This window comes from Psychrobacter sp. 5A.1 (genome assembly GCF_030407455.1).
GTDB lineage: Bacteria > Pseudomonadota > Gammaproteobacteria > Pseudomonadales > Moraxellaceae > Psychrobacter.
Window position 1 is genome coordinate 14817 of record NZ_JASDDJ010000037.1, and the last position, 16589, is coordinate 31405.

A 16589-nucleotide genomic window follows, 5' to 3' on the forward strand; every position below is an offset into this window, starting at 1 on the left:
TTAATCCTCACCGTCAGTTTGATTTTGTTCAGCCATTTTTTTGACTTGTTCAGTGTTTTTGAGTACATCGTCCAATAAGTCTTCAAGCTTTTCATTGGCTGATATCTTATTGCGCAAATCTGCTAAGCGATCTCGTGCTTGTACCAGTTGTTTTAACGGCTCAATCTGATCAGCCACGGCTTCGGGACGAAAATCATCGATACTATTGAATGCCAAATCTACTGCAAACTCACCACCTTTGTCAGTCAAGTTATTACTGACACGGAATGCCGCACGTGGTGCTAGACCTGACATTACTTCGTCAAAGGTGTCCAAATCCACTTCGACAAATTTTTTGTCTTTAAAGCGAGGTTGCTCAAGTTTAGAATCTCCTGAAAACTCTCCTAGCACGCCGACAACGAAAGGGATTTCCTTTGTTTCGATTGCATCACCAACTTCGACGTCATAAGTAAGATGTACCCGAGGAGCGCGTACTTTTGCGAGTTTCTTTTGTACACTGTCTTGCTTTGCCATAATTCATTACCTCAGCATTTTTTAGTTTTTACGCAATACATCAAACGGATCCTTAGATCCAGTATTGCTACTTCTAGGGGGTTTAGGCTTAGTAATAGGCTTCACTACGGGGGCGCTGCGAGTAGGCTTTCTCACTATTGGTTTATTTGAAGCAGCAGAAGTATCTCTTTTTCTTTGTTGTTTTATTTTTCTGCCTGATTTTCTTGTTTGTTTTGGTTCTTTAATTTTTACTGGCCTTACAATTTTTGGGGGTTTTGGCAAAGATTCATCGTGACTAAGCCCGTGGATCTCACCCGTTATCTTATTTAGAACGTGCTGATATTCTTTTATAAAGGACTCATCTGCACCATCCAAATAGCCTGACTGTAATTGTCTTTGGACGACGATGGTACTGCTATCTAATAGTATTTTTTTGAGCGGTGCGGTGTTTTGGCCAAGTTCAATGGCCTCATTGGCTGCATACACAGCGTAATCATGATAGTTATTGTTGGCGTAAATTTTCGCCAAAATCTCCCATGCCAAGGCATCATTGGGATTGGCTGCTAGCCTTTGGTTTAAAGTTGCGATTAGTTCATGCAGCTGCGGTGATTGGGCAGTCGCATTTTTGAGCGTGGCAAATTGATTGATGACGCTAGCGCTTGGATCTTTTTCTTGTATTACAAGCTCACTATGCGCGGCACTCATCGCTGAGCCCATGATAAACAAACCCGCCAAGAGTGCTTTCGGTAGCTTAAAGCTAACTTTAATACTGCTTTGGATATTGGTCATCGTAAGTCGGTGCTCGCCATTATTGATATTAGATGAATACATCTTTTTGCTCTAATTTTTTAATTGAACCAGATGTCTTAGTGAGATCTACCACTTAAAGTATTAATATTCGTTAATGTTGCTTTAAGCGTTGCCTTGTCAGCACTATCCATCGATGCACTGTCATGATAGGTCTTAATATTACTTTCCATCACTTTAACGGATGAGAGCATGGCAATTTGACGTGCCGCAACCGCTTGATTGTCAATAGCGAGGGCTTTATTAGCTGCTCTTAGTGCCCGTGCATACTTTTTTGCATCATAGTCTGTCTCAGCGATAGCCATCCACCCGTCAAAATCGCGTTGAGGGGTATTGCCGTCATCCAAATAGACAAGTGACGGTTCACTCAATGGTTTGACACTTGTACTATTCTTTTTACCAGTCGTGTTACAGCCAGTCATCATCATAGAGACGCTAAGTATTGCAGATAGCAGACCTACCGTTGTTAGGTTGGTACGATAAATAGGATTCATAAGTGCGGTATCATCACTAATAGTATAAAAAGGAAGTATATTGACGTAAAAATCTAACTAAAGTCCATTAAGTACAAAAACCAAGTGGGATTGATTATACATATACTTGACAATATTTCAATAAACTCTATACTTTTATTGATAAATAATTCAGAAACAATCCAATTCGAGCCATTTTCTTGGTATAAAATAAGCAGTAACGGTACCCCTCTTATGCCTTCTCAGACCAGTCGTCTACATAATATTACCGTTCATACCGATATCCTAACAGATGACGCCTTTTATCCTATTGCATTTTCTGGTGTCAGTGGTATCAACCAAACCGACAGTATTGACATACTAGTGTTCAGTTACAACTTTTTGGACTCGGACGCTTGTTTATCATTGGTCGGTACGCCTATCTGCTTGACCACGCTATCCTCTAATCGCACGCCTACTTGTCGCACTGGCCTCATACGCAGTGTTAGTTATCAGCAGTCTGATGGCGCGATGCATTTTTATGCACTGGATGTCGTGAGCCCTGATTGGCAATTGACGCAGTCGATACATACTCGCAGTTTTATCAATCAATCTACCCTCGATATCGTGACCGCTATCCTTGGTGACTATGATATAAAGTGGCAACCATCTGAGTCTCTTTTGTCATCGGACAGTGCCTCCTCAGAGCGCTTATCTCTGCCCTTAGCTATACGCACGCAGTCGGATGTCAGTGATTATGAGTTTGTCATGGGTTTGCTCGCTGATATTGGTGTCTCTACTTTGTGGGTATCAGGGGATTCGGTAGATGATTTGGGGACGTGGTGGTTGGTCAGTGGTTTCGATGAAAATGAGCGACTGCCTCTAACCTATAGCTATGCCCAGTCCTCCGTACAGTCCGGTCAAGACAGCGTGAATGCATTACAAATGACTACGCAGCAGCTGGGTAGCCATAGTGTCAGGGTACGGGCAGATGGTTTGGCGGCTGATACTATCTATGAAGGTCAAGCCATTGATGAGTCAGCACTTGCGACAGAGGACATGACGGTGCTGATTGCCGCACCATCACGTGTGTATAGCGATGATGCGGCGACTAAGATTGCTGAGCAATGGATCGCGGCCAATCGCTGTCAACGTGAGACCTATCAAGCGACTGGCGCCATGCGTGGTCTAAGTGTTGGTAGCCCAGTGAGCATCAACAACCTACCCTCCATTGGCCACTTATCGACGCACTGCATCGCAGTGACATTGATCGGTATTGAACCTGACAGCGATAGCGTGTCTTATCATCATCAGGCCTTTATCAAACAGTGGTTACAGCAGACAGCGCAGCTCATACAACGCCGTGCCACAAACACCGTCTATCGCTCAATGCCCGATCATAGTTTTGATATCGCTCGTGATACTGGTGTGTGGGTATCAGCTACGCTACTTGATGCTACCATCCCTTATCGTCCTTATCCCAGCGCGTTGTCTTTTTCCAGTAGTACCTATCACGGCCTGACGCAAGCGCGTACGGGAGATACGAGTAGCTCGCCTTCTCCTAGTTATGCCTCTAGTATCACTGCGGACAACTTACAACAAGCCATCACTACACCCGTCTGGTCAGGTATCAGTCCTCATGATGATGGCACGACTCCACCACTGCGTGCATTGCAGTTGTCATCAGGGGCGACGCATGGCTGGCAGTTCGCCCCGCGCATCGGCCAGTCCGTACTCCTTAACCACTGGTATGGCGATATTGACAGCCCAGTGATCAGCCGTGCGCTCTTTGACGGTATCGGTATGGGTGATGTGGACGAAAAAGACATCACCACCCGCGACGCTGGGTTATCTAATCGATACAACTTACAAGGCGGTGCCTCCCCCAGATGGCATGGCGGTGGCTTGGGTCACTCGCAAATTAGTGAGGATGATACTCATAGTGGCTGGGTCTCTGGTATTGCGCAATACGGACTGACGTCTGAGTCTGAAGTGTCGATGAGCTTTGATGACACGCCAAACAAGGTCGGTCTACAGTGGACGGTGAATAATGGCACGCGCGCCAATGCCGAGACGCCAACCATCACTTCTAGTGCAACCTTTGCCCCTGATGAGCATATCGTCGCATTGGGTACATTACGCCATCGCTTTAGCAATCACCAATCAGGTGATAGTGGTCAAGGCATTAATGTCGCTACCGATCATGGGCTACAGATCAGTGGTGATACGGGGGTTCTACTCTCTACCTTTGATATCAGACACACGCAAACCGAGCATGAGTCGGCGTGGGTCAATGATGCTGGACAGCAGCAGCTTAAATTAGGCGCTGAGCTGAGTGAGACGTTAGCGGAGGCTAAGCACGCACATCTGCAATCGACCGAGGCACTCAGTAATGCCCGAGCGTCGATAGAAGGATTTAAGAGTACAGCTCAAATTATTGATGAGACGCTAAACACCGAAGTGCTTGGCGCAGCAGATGTGCTGCTGGTGAGCAAAGATAGTATCCTCGCATCAAGCAGCAATACGCTGTGGACGGCGAAAACGATCGTGAGACAGTCTGGCAGCACACAATCAGATATGGTGGCAGGTAGTTATGCGCTGACGGCAAATACGATTGACTCGCTCTCTGGGGTTGGTGGTCAAGCGGGTCAGTCAGGGCTACATATCAGTGCCAATAGCAAACCTGTGGCGATACAATCACAAGGCGGTGAGTTGCAGCTGCACAGTCAGCGGTCAATGACAATCGGTAGTGAGTCGGGACAGGTCAACGTGTCGAGTCCGAAGCGTATTAAGCTGCAAACGTCAGCTGGGGCTTCTATTACGATCGATGACAGTGGTATTAAGCTGGTATGCCCAGGCACGGTTAAGATTAAAGCGGTGAAGAAAGAGATGGTGGCGGGGGCTTTGGCTCAAACTAAAACATTAAAGTTTATCGACTCTGTTACTGATCTTAATAATTATTTAGTCGACAACGATACAGGTAAAGTGCTGAGAAATCGCCGTTATCGTTTGATAGATGCGTTGACAGGTGATGTAATATTAGGGAAGTCTGATGGTGCTGGCAAAGTGGAAAAGCTTCAACTAGATGCAATGCTTGAAGTTTTACCTGAGATAGGTCGTACTTATAGTCAAGATATTGGGGCTGTCCCACCTGTGTTGGTTGAGGAGAAATTAAAAGATGCTCCAGAAGACAAGTATATTAAAACGGTTCAAAACTTGGACGGAGAACAAAAGGTTTTAGCTAATCTTAAGGCTAGAGACCCAAGCTTCAAAGCAGATTACAATACCTATATAGCAAAAGGTTATTCTTTAGGTTCTGTACCTGTCGTCCCCAATGGCACACGTCTTATTAGTTTTCAAAGATTACTCAAGCTCAAACCTAATATAGGGAGTGGTTATAAGTTTATTGATGGCTTCGGCTCACAAGAAGATCACTTTCATATTACGGTTAAAAATTTAACTAAGGGTGGATATCTGCCTAGTCAGTACTTCTACGTGTTTGCTCATGGAGCAAATTATAGTATTCTTTGGGTTAGTACTAACCCAAAAAAACTTTCCGCAGAACAGCTAAAGTTAAATCAAGATCAATCTAAACTCCAATATATAAATATTAAGACAGGGACTGAAGCTCAAAAGAAAAAAAAGATTGAGAGATTTTATACATTCATTCAAGATCGTGGGTATACCAAAGACCAAACTCTGGTACTTGTATCATGCAATGCGGGTAATGGTATATCTAAAACTATCGGAGAATATATATCTCAACATCCCAATATCGGTACTGTGTATGCGCCAACCTCTCTTACTTCTTACGCCCAAAGTCCTAATCTATTTAGTCAAGCAAAATGGACACATCCCTTAGAAGATTCTATTAACAAAAAATGGCTACCAGTTAGAGAAAAAAGGCTACCAGGAAACTTTAGGATATTCAATAGTGCCAGTATCAAATAGGATAAACACTGTATGCCTGCATTTTTAATTGCGCTCTCAATAATTGTATCACTCTCAACACTCACTTGCTGTAGTCAGGAAACTCACTTTAATAATGAGGAAGCTATGAAATCTGTAGACAATTACGCGAGCAACTTACCTACCGACAGACGTTTAAATCATAACGAGGCAATGGGTTTGGCAGGAGATGACTTTAATTACGTATATGATATAAATCTAGAAGACATTGAGTATCTAACACAGCGAGCTCAAGACCCAAATGAGATTAATGCTCAATATGCCCTAGCAACCTATGAAACGTGGCATCATAACGAACCTATAATAGAAACAAAAGGTTATCAAACCATTTTCGAGCTTGCTAAACTTGGACAGCCTCATGCTTGTGCTGATGTTTACAACTGGAGTAAAGGAAACTCTGATGAGTTTTTTAAAAATATTTTAAAAATAAAAAAGCAAGAGATAAATAAAATTCGTGATACTTGTTTAGATAAAGCATTTAAATACAATGCCAATATGGTAAAACTCGACTATATAGAGTATTTTTTCACAGATTATGTCAAAGAAAATAATTACAGTCAGTTATCGCCAAAACGTATGAAAAATGCTGATAAAGTAAGAATCCAGAGAACCAAAGAGTTTCTTCTGATGTATTTATTCTCACGGAAAAATTATTTTATGAATGATGTTCCAAACAATAACTTAGCTAACGTAGATATGATTAGCCAGTACCTGCAAATTTTAGCATTTGATCCATATCAGTTTGATTCTTTAGAGGCATGTTCTTGGCTGCGCTATTACGATAAAGACGTTCTACCCTACCTAACAGTACATGAGCTACCGCAATCTACTAGAATTCCAAAGGAGCTCGAATTCGCTTTACCTGTACTGAGACAAAAGCTTCAAAACTCACAAGTTGATATTAAGCATTGTCAAACTCGCTATATAGAAATTAGAGATACTAAACGTGAGCTTGATCTTTTTGAAAAGGAGTTTTATTAATAATGAATGAGTCAATCAGCCCTCTTAAAAAATCATTGGAAATCCAGAGAAAGTGAGAACGACAAATATAAGTTTGAATACTTTGATAAAATTATAGTTAATAGAAACAGAATAGCTATAAAATTTCAACAATCCAATTCGAGCCATTTTCTTGGTATAAAATAAGCAGTAACGGTACCCCTCTTATGCCTTCTCAGACCAGTCGTCTACATAATATTACCGTTCATACCGATATCCTAACAGATGACGCCTTTTATCCTATTGCATTTTCTGGTGTCAGTTGTATCAACCAAACCGACAGTATTGACATACTAGTGTTCAGTTACAACTTTTTGGACTCGGACGCTTGTTTATCATTGGTCGGTACGCCTATCTGCTTGACCACGCTATCCTCTAATCGCACGCCTACTTGTCGCACTGGCCTCATACGCAGTGTTAGTTATCAGCAGTCTGATGGCGCGATGCATTTTTATGCACTGGATGTCGTGAGCCCTGATTGGCAATTGACGCAGTCGATACATACTCGCAGTTTTATCAATCAATCTACCCTCGATATCGTGACCGCTATCCTTGGTGACTATGATATAAAGTGGCAACCATCTGAGTCTCTTTTGTCATCGGACAGTGCCTCCTCAGAGCGCTTATCTCTGCCCTTAGCTATACGCACGCAGTCGGATGTCAGTGATTATGAGTTTGTCATGGGTTTGCTCGCTGATATTGGTGTCTCTACTTTGTGGGTATCAGGGGATTCGGTAGATGATTTGGGGACGTGGTGGTTGGTCAGTGGTTTCGATGAAAATGAGCGACTGCCTCTAACCTATAGCTATGCCCAGTCCTCCGTACAGTCCGGTCAAGACAGCGTGAATGCATTACAAATGACTACGCAGCAGCTGGGTAGCCATAGTGTCATGGTACGGGCAGATGGTTTGGCGGCTGATACTATCTATGAAGGTCAAGCCATTGATGAGTCTGCACTTGCGACAGAGGACATGACGGTGCTTATTGCCGCACCATCACGTGTGTATAGCGATGATGCGGCGACTAAGATTGCTGAGCAATGGATCGCGGCCAATCGCTGTCAACGTGAGACCTATCAAGCGACTGGCGCCATGCGTGGTCTAAGTGTTGGTAGCCCAGTGAGCATCAACAACCTACCCTCCATTGGCCACTTATCGACGCACTGCATCGCAGTGACATTGATCGGTATTGAACCTGACAGCGATAGCGTGTCTTATCATCATCAGGCCTTTATCAAACAGTGGTTACAGCAGACCGCGCAGCTCATACAACGCCGTGCCACAAACACCGTCTATCGCTCAATGCCCGATCATAGTTTTGATATCGCTCGTGATACTGGTGTGTGGGTATCAGCTACGCTACTTGATGCTACCATCCCTTATCGTCCTTATCCCAGCGCGTTGTCTTTTTCCAGTAGTACCTATCACGGCCTGACGCAAGCGCGTACGGGAGATACGAGTAGCTCGCCTTCTCCTAGTTATGCCTCTAGTATCACTGCGGACAACTTACAACAAGCCATCACTACACCCGTCTGGTCAGGTATCAGTCCTCATGATGATGGCACGACTCCACCACTGCGTGCATTGCAGTTGTCATCAGGGGCGACGCATGGCTGGCAGTTCGCCCCGCGCATCGGCCAGTCCGTACTCCTTAACCACTGGTATGGCGATATTGACAGCCCAGTGATCAGCCGTGCGCTCTTTGACGGTATCGGTATGGGTGATGTGGACGAAAAAGACATCACCACCCGCGACGCTGGGTTATCTAATCGATACAACTTACAAGGCGGTGCCTCCCCCAGATGGCATGGCGGTGGCTTGGGTCACTCGCAAATTAGTGAGGATGATACTCATAGTGGCTGGGTCTCTGGTATTGCGCAATACGGACTGACGTCTGAGTCTGAAGTGTCGATGAGCTTTGATGACACGCCAAACAAGGTCGGTCTACAGTGGACGGTGAATAATGGCACGCGCGCCAATGCCGAGACACCAACCATCACTTCTAGCGCCACCTTTGCTCCTGATGAACATATCGTCGCATTGGGTACACTACGCCATCGCTTTAGCAATCATCAATCAGGTGATAGTGGTCAAGGCATCAATGTCGCTACCGATCATGGGCTACAGATTAGTGGGGATACTGGGGTTCTACTCTCTACCTTTGATATCAGACACAGTCAGTCAGAACATGAGTCTGCGTGGGTCAATGATGCAGGACAGCAGCAGCTTAAGTTGGGCACTGATCTGAGTGAGACGTTAGCAGAGGCTAAGCACGCACATCTGCAATCGACCGAGGCACTCAGTAATGCTCGAGCGTCGATAGAAGGGTTTAAGAGTACAGCGCAAATCATCGATGAGACGCTAAACACCGAAGTACTTGGTGCAGCAGATGTGCTACTGGTTAGCAAAGATAGTATCCTCGCATCAAGCAGCAATACGCTGTGGACGGCGAAAACAATCATACGGCAATCAGGCGCTACTCAGTCGGATGTGGTCGCAGGCAATTATACGCTGACGGCAAATACGATTGACTCACTCTCAGGCGTCGGTGGTCAAGCTGGTCAGTCAGGACTACATATCAGTGCCAATAGCAAACCTGTGGCGATACAGGCACAAGGTGGTGAGTTACAATTGCACAGTCAGCAGTCGATGACAATTGGTAGTGAGTCAGGACAGGTCAATGTGTCGAGTCCGAAGCGGATTAAGCTGCAAACGTCAGGTGGGGCTTCGATTACCATCGATGACAGTGGTATTAAGCTGGTGTGTCCGGGGACAATTAAGATTAAGGCGGTGAAGAAAGAAATGGTTGCGGGGGCTTTGGCAAAACACGGCATACTTGATTATCAAGATCCTCATGATGAGATGTTTGTCATTCGTGATCAAAATGGCGATCCTGTTCAAGGCTTCCGATATAAGATCGTTGATGATCTTGGTAAGGTATTCTATGGTCGCACAGACGAAAAAGGTCAGACGGATCGTATCTTTAGCGGCGCTAGCAAAGTCAAGCTAAAGGTATATCCAGATAGGCGTGGTAGTAGTTATGAGGATGATAAATAATGAGGGGCTATAGTACTCAAAAAGACGAACCAATAAACGGCGAAGACGATCTAACCAATCCAGAAGAGAACTCATCTGTAGATCTTACCATCGCTAACCTGACATTTAATATTTTCTTTGATGGTACATGGAATAGTAAAGAAAACTCAGACCTATACAACGAAATTGCGCCAAAGCAGGTAAAAAAGCTAAAAGATAGAATGGATGAAAGGTATAACCCGCAACCTTGGCCAGTTGGCTCTTCACTTAGCTTTGCCCGAGCGCCAAGCGTAGTGGATCAGTTACATAGAGCGGCCGATAGCGATAGACCACACGTTATCAACCTATATACCGACGGCTCAGGTATCGAAACCAGAACAGAATCAAACGATGCATCAGCTCCCGTACCAGGATGGGAATATCATGCTGATGACGGCATAGGTTCAGGGTTAGGAATGGGAGATACTGGTGCTAAGACCAAGCTTGAGAATATGTTAGAACATGTAAAGACGGCTTTAGCGTCTTATGTTGGTAAGGGCAATAATCCCAAACAGCTGGTATTCAATGTCTATGGCTTTAGCCGTGGTTCGGCAACTGCTCGTATGTTCTGTAAACGTATCTTTACAGAGAGAAGCACTCCAGAAGTTAAGAAGTTCGTCGATCTAACAAAATATGATGTAGTCTTTGACTTTGTGGGTTTATTTGATACGGTGTCTTCTATCGGCACCAACCATGATAACGATGTGGAAGATGACGGCCAAGAGCTAAATTTTAAAGAAGTAGATGGAACTAAAGTCGTGCATATCGTCGCTGGTGACGAGTACCGCCAAAAATTCAATCTGACCAGTATCGGGCAGTCCGTACGAGCTGGTGTCGGACTAGAGTTCATCATCCCTGGTTGCCATACCGATATCGGTGATGGCTTAAGTACTTTAGGTAAATTCGATAGTTTCACTAAAAAATGGTATATCGAAGGTCAGGATGATAAAGAGCAAGTCGTCCTAACCAAAGGCCGTCATAGACTGCCTCAGTTTGGCTCCCCTAGAGAAAGAAGAAGAGAACCTGCTCGTTATAGAGACATTGAGCCTGATCCTAACAGAGACATTGAGATGAGTAGCTTTTGGAAAGTCTTTACCCCAAAAGTTCTTGAATATCAGAGTCAGTCCTTTAGCGCACAAAAGTATGCGGACTTCGATATTATATTACAATCGCTAAAAGCAGAGGGCTGGGCGGACAACACAGGCAAGGCAGAATATCAATGCTTAGGGAGAACCTGTGAGATTGGTACCTGTAAAGTCAAAAGAAAACAAGCAGAGCATGAAGCTGCTGGACTAAAACCAGTGGCAGAACCAGGGAAAGCAACAGGGAAAGAAGCAGAGCTATTTATCCGCTGTACGGGCGATAAAAACCAACTCATCACCAATAGAACACAAGTCTCTCCAGACTACCCAAAGATACCTGCGCATTTGATGCTAACTTTTATCAAAAAATACTGTGCCGATTTTTACCTTCCTAATAAGCTAAAAATGTATGCAGTGCCAGCAGGGCTATCCTCTGCCTTTAAAGAGTTACAATCGCAAGCGCTGGCATTAGACGGTAAAAAAGATTATGTGAATAAAAACATGTACAAAACCGATGGCAACCCTCATCGATTGCACTTTAGCGACTTGACTATCAAAAATCGCTATCTACATGTTAGTAGTAGCATCAGCGGCCCTGTGTATGTGAGTGTCCCTAATATCGACAATAGGGAAAATATATTTTTCCGCTACGTCATTCAAGGTTAATCAACAGGAGTCACATTATGAAAATGATCAATACTATTTTAGCAGGTTTTTGCCTACTCTCTCTCACCGCCTGCGGCAATCTTCAAAACTGGAATAGTAGTTATTTATCAGGAGGAGGAGAATATCTATCAGACGATCAGGGACTAGTGGGAGACTGTCAAGGAAACTTCATACTCACGAACTCTAATACTGTGTCAGCAGCTGATACTTTTTGGAAAACTAATAACCTACCAAAAGGGACCACTGACTTTGTCTGTAAAGACGGCAAAGCCTACTTACCTAGCAAAGTCACGGACTGTCAAGGCAACCTCATCGCCAAACAGCCGGGTGGCATTACGCAGTTCAAGCTCAACAATGATTTCCCCAGATATGAAGATGGTGAAATGGTTCGGTACACCATGTTCAACTGTCAAGGCAGTAACGTTATTCCTGTAGATTATACTAATAAGTAGTCTATCTTGATGAATGCTGCTTTAAATACTTTCTTAATCGTTCAATGCCTGTTGTTATCTCTACGACCAATAAGAAAAAATTTCGCGACGTCATTCAAGGTTAATTAACAGGAGCTACATTACATTATGAAGAGTATTAGCACTATCATAGTCGGCATATTTACCAACCAACACTTTAGAGGATAGCCCCGTGTTTGACAACGAAATCCCTGTTAAATGGTCTACCCATATCTTCGCGCCTCGTCACTTCCGTGTGTGGCTTATTTCGGGGGAGTGTTTTTGGTATTACACCGAAGAGGCCGGACAGGGTCTAGGATTTTCGGCAGATATTGGTGGTGGTTGGCGTAGTACAGGCGTATTGGCATCAGGCGGTTCACCACCTGCTCTAGTGAAGCTTCCCTTAGGTGTACAGCTCACTTGGCTCTCCACCACTGAAAAAAAGTACTATCAAGCCAGAATCACACTACCTAGAGATCTAATGCTTGCTGAGTTTGCAAAGCGCTTTGAGGTTGAGCTTTATGATCGATCAAAAACAGCTCAATATACGACGATTGATTTCGCACTAGCTCCTGGTGGCTATATTAGCCTGCGTCTAGGAGGTATAAGTGTGACTGAAATCGCTAATTTTCAAGCGCGAGAAATACAAATGTCATGGGATTTCTTCGCGCTTACCCATCACTTTGCACCAGAGACGTATCCTGAGGCTGAGTTTATGGATGACTCTTATAAAAAGCTACCTGACAATATCAAAGCCATGGTCAAAGAGGACACATTTCCGCTGACACGCTGGAAGAATTATTCAGACAAATTTAATTGGTATCTAACGACTCAGATAGAGATGGAGGCCTGCAAAATATGGTCGATAAACGGTAATTCGCAATTCTACACTAAAGAAGAGATACAAAAAAATGGGGGTATCCCGCAAGAGTATGTACCGGCATGGCTGCGTTTAGAGTATAAGAAATCAGGCATATTTTATAGCCTTACCATCAAATTCACCGAACAAAAACAAGGCAAAGCAGAACAGCCAGATGATGATCTTGTCATATATCAAGAGTTTAAAGATTTCTTTAGCTCAAATCAGTTATCAACAGCAATAACACTGGTCATTGAAGACGAAGCCAATAAAATCCGCGCTTATCTAACTGACGGCTACATAAAACAATACCTCACTATTACTCAATTTTTCACTAAAGAAACTAATGTTGGAATATTGAAGTGGTTTGATTCTGATAAATAATATTTTACTACTTAATGATGCTATTGAATGATTGTTGAATGCAAAAAAGCACTTCTTGCTATTGAGAAGTGCTTTTTTAGTATGAATTATTTCCATTTCACCTATTGTCATGATACCAAGTAAAGGAACGTGTGCACCTCATGTACATTTTGAGATATTCATAACAAGATACAGCAAAAATCAGGCACACGTAATATATCTTAAATACAAGGCATCTACAGTGAAAATTATAGCCACTCTCTTTTCCATTTTTTTATTAGCATCATGCACAAATAACTACGGTGATACTAATACCAACGATGATGCTATCAATAAAACGGATATTAAAAATGACAATACAGTCGCAACAAATATTGAAAATAACCCTCTCTTAGAAGATAATAGCAACCCGCTTATCTTTAATAAAATAAATTCGTTAATAACCTATGATGAGGGTCAGGACAAAGTTGACATTAAACATGATAAGACTGCCATCTCTATCAACTTATTTGGTGATGATGAGTCTGATATAACCTTAATGATGGATGGTAGCGTTGTCAGCAAAGGGCTTGATGGGCTCTTTAATTATACTTATGGGCTCTTTAATTATACGTATGAAGTAGATTTGCAAAGCGCATTAAAGAGAATTAGTGTTTTCGCTAATGATGCTGATAGGCAAATTGTGATATTACCTGCGACAACAGAAGAATACCTGTCATACAACGCTATTTTGTTCGATGATAGTGGATTTTTACACACTTATGAGTTTGAAGTAGCTGAGTGGGATTGTGGAGATATTGAATCGATAACTGTAAACACCAAAGGCGATGCTAATGCCATTAAAGTTACAGATAATACAGGTAAAAATTGTAGCACCAGTACCTATCTGATTGATGGGGAGTACATAAAGGAAAAACCTAAATCACTTTCGTTTACAGATATCGAAGCAAAGTATGACGAAAACACACATAAGATCTTCACTTTTGATGTTAATGCAGATGGCATTGACGATAAAGTTATATCCTCTATCAATGATGAGAGTAATAATACATATCAAGGTGATGACTTAATCGTCTATCTGAAAAATACAGACGGGTTATATCGGCTTAGTTTAGAAACCACAAATTTTACAGATGAAGTTGGCTGGTTCTTATATGATATTTATCCTTCTGCAAATCACTCTGGATTCATATTAAAAATTATTTATTCTCCACGTGGACGCTCTAATCAGTATTTTTATTTTTCACAAAAGAATAAAGATTGGAGAATAGAAAAATATATTTCAGAGGGCACGCTTATTACAGGAGAGGATTATTACTGTATAGAAAACAACAATGTTGCCTTATCTGAATTTGAGTACGCAAAATCCGCTACTTATTCTGAGAACCAATTTCAAAATTTGTGTCCTCCACCTCCGACCAAGTACGTTATCAAAACAGATCAAGCAGAAATTCTTGATGAAAAATTCGAATCACGGTCGAAACCGAACTATTATATTAAAGATGATTTGATTGAAGCTTTTGATCAAAATGAGGACTGGGTGAAAGTCTCTTATAAAAATGGTACTAAATTCGGCTGGATTGATAAGCGTGATCTAAACCCAGTAGCGGACTGATCTTTAGTGTTTTTTAGAATGTATGTCTATACTATTACCTATAAATTAAAAACGCAGTAGATTGGGCTAAAAAAAGGATCAATAAGTTATGAATCTTGATAAAACCTTGATCATAGTTATATCTACGTTATTCTTAACTTTAGGCTGCGAAAGCTCTGTCAGTTCCTCAAATTCAGAGATAGCACCGTCTTCGACTAATGTTCAAAGTAAAAGACCATCAAACCACTCTCAAGCCTCAGATACGACTACGCAAGCGTGTATAATGGGTGATGGAAAATCAATAAATATCTACTACCCTCAAAACCTTGGGGAATTAAAAATAAATGGCTACAGTACTTTCACATTAGAAAGTATCGATGAGATAGAAACAGGTCAAGGTCGCCCTCATGAATTCACTCGTATATATCAGAATGATCGCGGATACACGGCAACTTTAATGTCTCAAAATTTCATTAGAAATTTAGAATTGATAGACGCAAAAGGTCAAACCACATCATATTCATTCAATTTTGGATTAGAATGTGACACTCTGCCAAGCACTAATTATTCAACTTATATAGTTAGTGCAGATAAAGCTTTTATCTATAAACAACCAGACCTTAACAGTAAGACTTCATCCTATTTCATAGCAGGTGATGAGATTAAAGTAACATCTACTAAAGACAACTGGATAAAAACTTATTATTTAAACGACTCAAAAATAGGCTGGTTACGTCTTGGCGATCTTGAAGTAATGGAAGGTGTTGACTCTTCTGATAGAATGACACTCGATAGTAATAAAATCATCACTGCTAATGGCACCGAAAACTTTACTCTACATACTACTATCGAAGAAATAGAATCTAAATCAGGTATGTCTTTAAATTTAAAGCACACTATCAATGAGTGCTCTATGGATAGCAGCAACTCAGACTTTCAATTGCTGTTTTTGCGTGACACTCTAATCTCAGTTGAGTTTTTCGATTCTAGCTACCAAACCAGTAAAGGCTTTAAGGTAAATGATAACATCTCTAAACTCTTGAGTACCCATCCAGAAGTTGAGTATCACGAATATACAAGTAATATGGGTGATGAAAGCTATTATATGACAAATAGATATTATACGACCCGACCCAATGCTCAAGGTAATACATTGACTTTTAATGTTTCAGACAGATATCCTGATGCTATTACAGACACGGATCCTTATACTATTACGAGTATATCCGTATCCAATAATTTAGATGATAGTAGTATTTGTAGTGTCTACTAAAGACTATGCTTAACTCACGATAAAAACATTATGAATACTAAAACATGTGATTAAAATAAATTTTGTGAAAATTTTGAAATATATCACTCATAGCAAACGAATATGGCTTATACCTACCCACACCCAACAAAAAACCCCGTATCATGATGACACGGGGTTTTCTTGTTTTAAGTGTAAGGCTTTCAATTTTAAAAGCTTATGTACTCAAGATTAGGTCAACTGAGCCACATTAATCTTGTCCTATTCTTCAGTGTGCTCTGACATACGGTCGAAGTTCATGTATTGATACATTTCCTCGCCCATGCTGTCTAGCAGACTATCATGACAGCCATTTGCATTCAATCTTCGATGAAAAGCGCGTAAAAATAATTAGAGAATAATATGTTTAAATATAGCTTAATATTTGTAATGGTCACACTTTGCTCCTGTAGTGTAGATACAAGTGAAACAAAAACTTCGGCTCCTTTAAATGAAACATTATCTAAAGAACTTAGTTCTACAGATTTACAC

Annotated in this window: 11 protein-coding genes; 8 read left to right on the plus strand and 3 right to left on the minus strand. The window is 42.0% G+C overall.

The features are described 5' to 3' along the window. The 3 genes from tssB to QL982_RS09310 are packed head-to-tail and all read right to left on the minus strand — an operon-like array spanning position 1 to position 1793. A complete protein-coding gene (gene tssB / locus QL982_RS09300; RefSeq protein ID WP_290164172.1) occupies positions 1–513 on the minus strand; it encodes a type VI secretion system contractile sheath small subunit in 513 nt (170 codons plus the stop codon). Positions 514–534: 21 nt separating this feature from the next. Then, positions 535–1323: a hypothetical protein gene (locus QL982_RS09305; RefSeq protein ID WP_290164171.1), complete on the minus strand. Its 789-nt coding sequence runs from the start codon at positions 1321–1323 to the stop codon at positions 535–537. 35 nt (positions 1324–1358) lie between these two features. Next, positions 1359–1793 carry a hypothetical protein gene (locus QL982_RS09310; RefSeq protein WP_290164170.1) on the minus strand — a complete coding sequence of 145 codons (435 nt, stop codon included), beginning with the start codon at positions 1791–1793 and terminating at the stop codon, positions 1359–1361. A 213-nt stretch (positions 1794–2006) separates the two neighbouring features. Between QL982_RS09310 and QL982_RS09315 the strand changes: the two genes are divergently transcribed. The 8 genes from QL982_RS09315 (at position 2007) to QL982_RS09350 (ending at position 16079) form a co-directional block, all read left to right on the plus strand. Beyond that, complete coding sequence (locus tag QL982_RS09315; protein WP_290190284.1) at positions 2007–5702, plus strand: contractile injection system protein, VgrG/Pvc8 family; 3696 nt, start codon at positions 2007–2009, stop codon at positions 5700–5702. Between the two features lie 12 nt (positions 5703–5714). After that, the gene (locus QL982_RS09320) at positions 5715–6701 is read left to right on the plus strand and encodes a hypothetical protein (protein WP_290190285.1); all 987 of its coding nucleotides are present in this window, start codon (positions 5715–5717) and stop codon (positions 6699–6701) included. A gap of 185 nt (positions 6702–6886) precedes the next feature. Continuing rightward, entirely contained in the window at positions 6887–9775 is a 2889-nt protein-coding gene (locus QL982_RS09325) for a contractile injection system protein, VgrG/Pvc8 family (protein ID WP_290190286.1), read from the plus strand. Then, positions 9775–11541: a DUF2235 domain-containing protein gene (locus QL982_RS09330; protein ID WP_290165472.1), complete on the plus strand. Its 1767-nt coding sequence runs from the start codon at positions 9775–9777 to the stop codon at positions 11539–11541. The genes QL982_RS09325 and QL982_RS09330 overlap by 1 nt, the downstream gene beginning before the upstream one ends. A 17-nt stretch (positions 11542–11558) precedes the next feature. Further along, positions 11559–11993: a hypothetical protein gene (locus tag QL982_RS09335; protein WP_290165470.1), complete on the plus strand. Its 435-nt coding sequence runs from the start codon at positions 11559–11561 to the stop codon at positions 11991–11993. Positions 11994–12183: 190 nt separating this feature from the next. Beyond that, on the plus strand, positions 12184–13233 hold the full coding sequence (locus QL982_RS09340) for a DUF2931 family protein (protein ID WP_290165468.1): 1050 nt from the start codon (positions 12184–12186) through the stop codon (positions 13231–13233). A gap of 220 nt (positions 13234–13453) precedes the next feature. Then, the gene (locus tag QL982_RS09345; protein ID WP_290190287.1) at positions 13454–14827 is read left to right on the plus strand and encodes a hypothetical protein; all 1374 of its coding nucleotides are present in this window, start codon (positions 13454–13456) and stop codon (positions 14825–14827) included. An 88-nt stretch (positions 14828–14915) separates the two neighbouring features. Beyond that, a complete protein-coding gene (locus QL982_RS09350; RefSeq protein WP_290166072.1) occupies positions 14916–16079 on the plus strand; it encodes a hypothetical protein in 1164 nt (387 codons plus the stop codon). The last annotated feature ends 510 nt before the right edge of the window (positions 16080–16589 follow it).

Coding starts and splice junctions, on each gene's coding strand:
- tssB (WP_290164172.1), bottom strand. CDS start 513: ATGGCAAAGCAAGACAGTGTACAAAAGAAACTCGCAAAAGTACGCGCT.
- QL982_RS09305 (WP_290164171.1), bottom strand. CDS start 1,323: ATGTATTCATCTAATATCAATAATGGCGAGCACCGACTTACGATGACC.
- QL982_RS09310 (WP_290164170.1), bottom strand. CDS start 1,793: ATGAATCCTATTTATCGTACCAACCTAACAACGGTAGGTCTGCTATCT.
- QL982_RS09315 (WP_290190284.1), top strand. CDS start 2,007: ATGCCTTCTCAGACCAGTCGTCTACATAATATTACCGTTCATACCGAT.
- QL982_RS09320 (WP_290190285.1), top strand. CDS start 5,715: ATGCCTGCATTTTTAATTGCGCTCTCAATAATTGTATCACTCTCAACA.
- QL982_RS09325 (WP_290190286.1), top strand. CDS start 6,887: ATGCCTTCTCAGACCAGTCGTCTACATAATATTACCGTTCATACCGAT.
- QL982_RS09330 (WP_290165472.1), top strand. CDS start 9,775: ATGAGGGGCTATAGTACTCAAAAAGACGAACCAATAAACGGCGAAGAC.
- QL982_RS09335 (WP_290165470.1), top strand. CDS start 11,559: ATGAAAATGATCAATACTATTTTAGCAGGTTTTTGCCTACTCTCTCTC.
- QL982_RS09350 (WP_290166072.1), top strand. CDS start 14,916: ATGAATCTTGATAAAACCTTGATCATAGTTATATCTACGTTATTCTTA.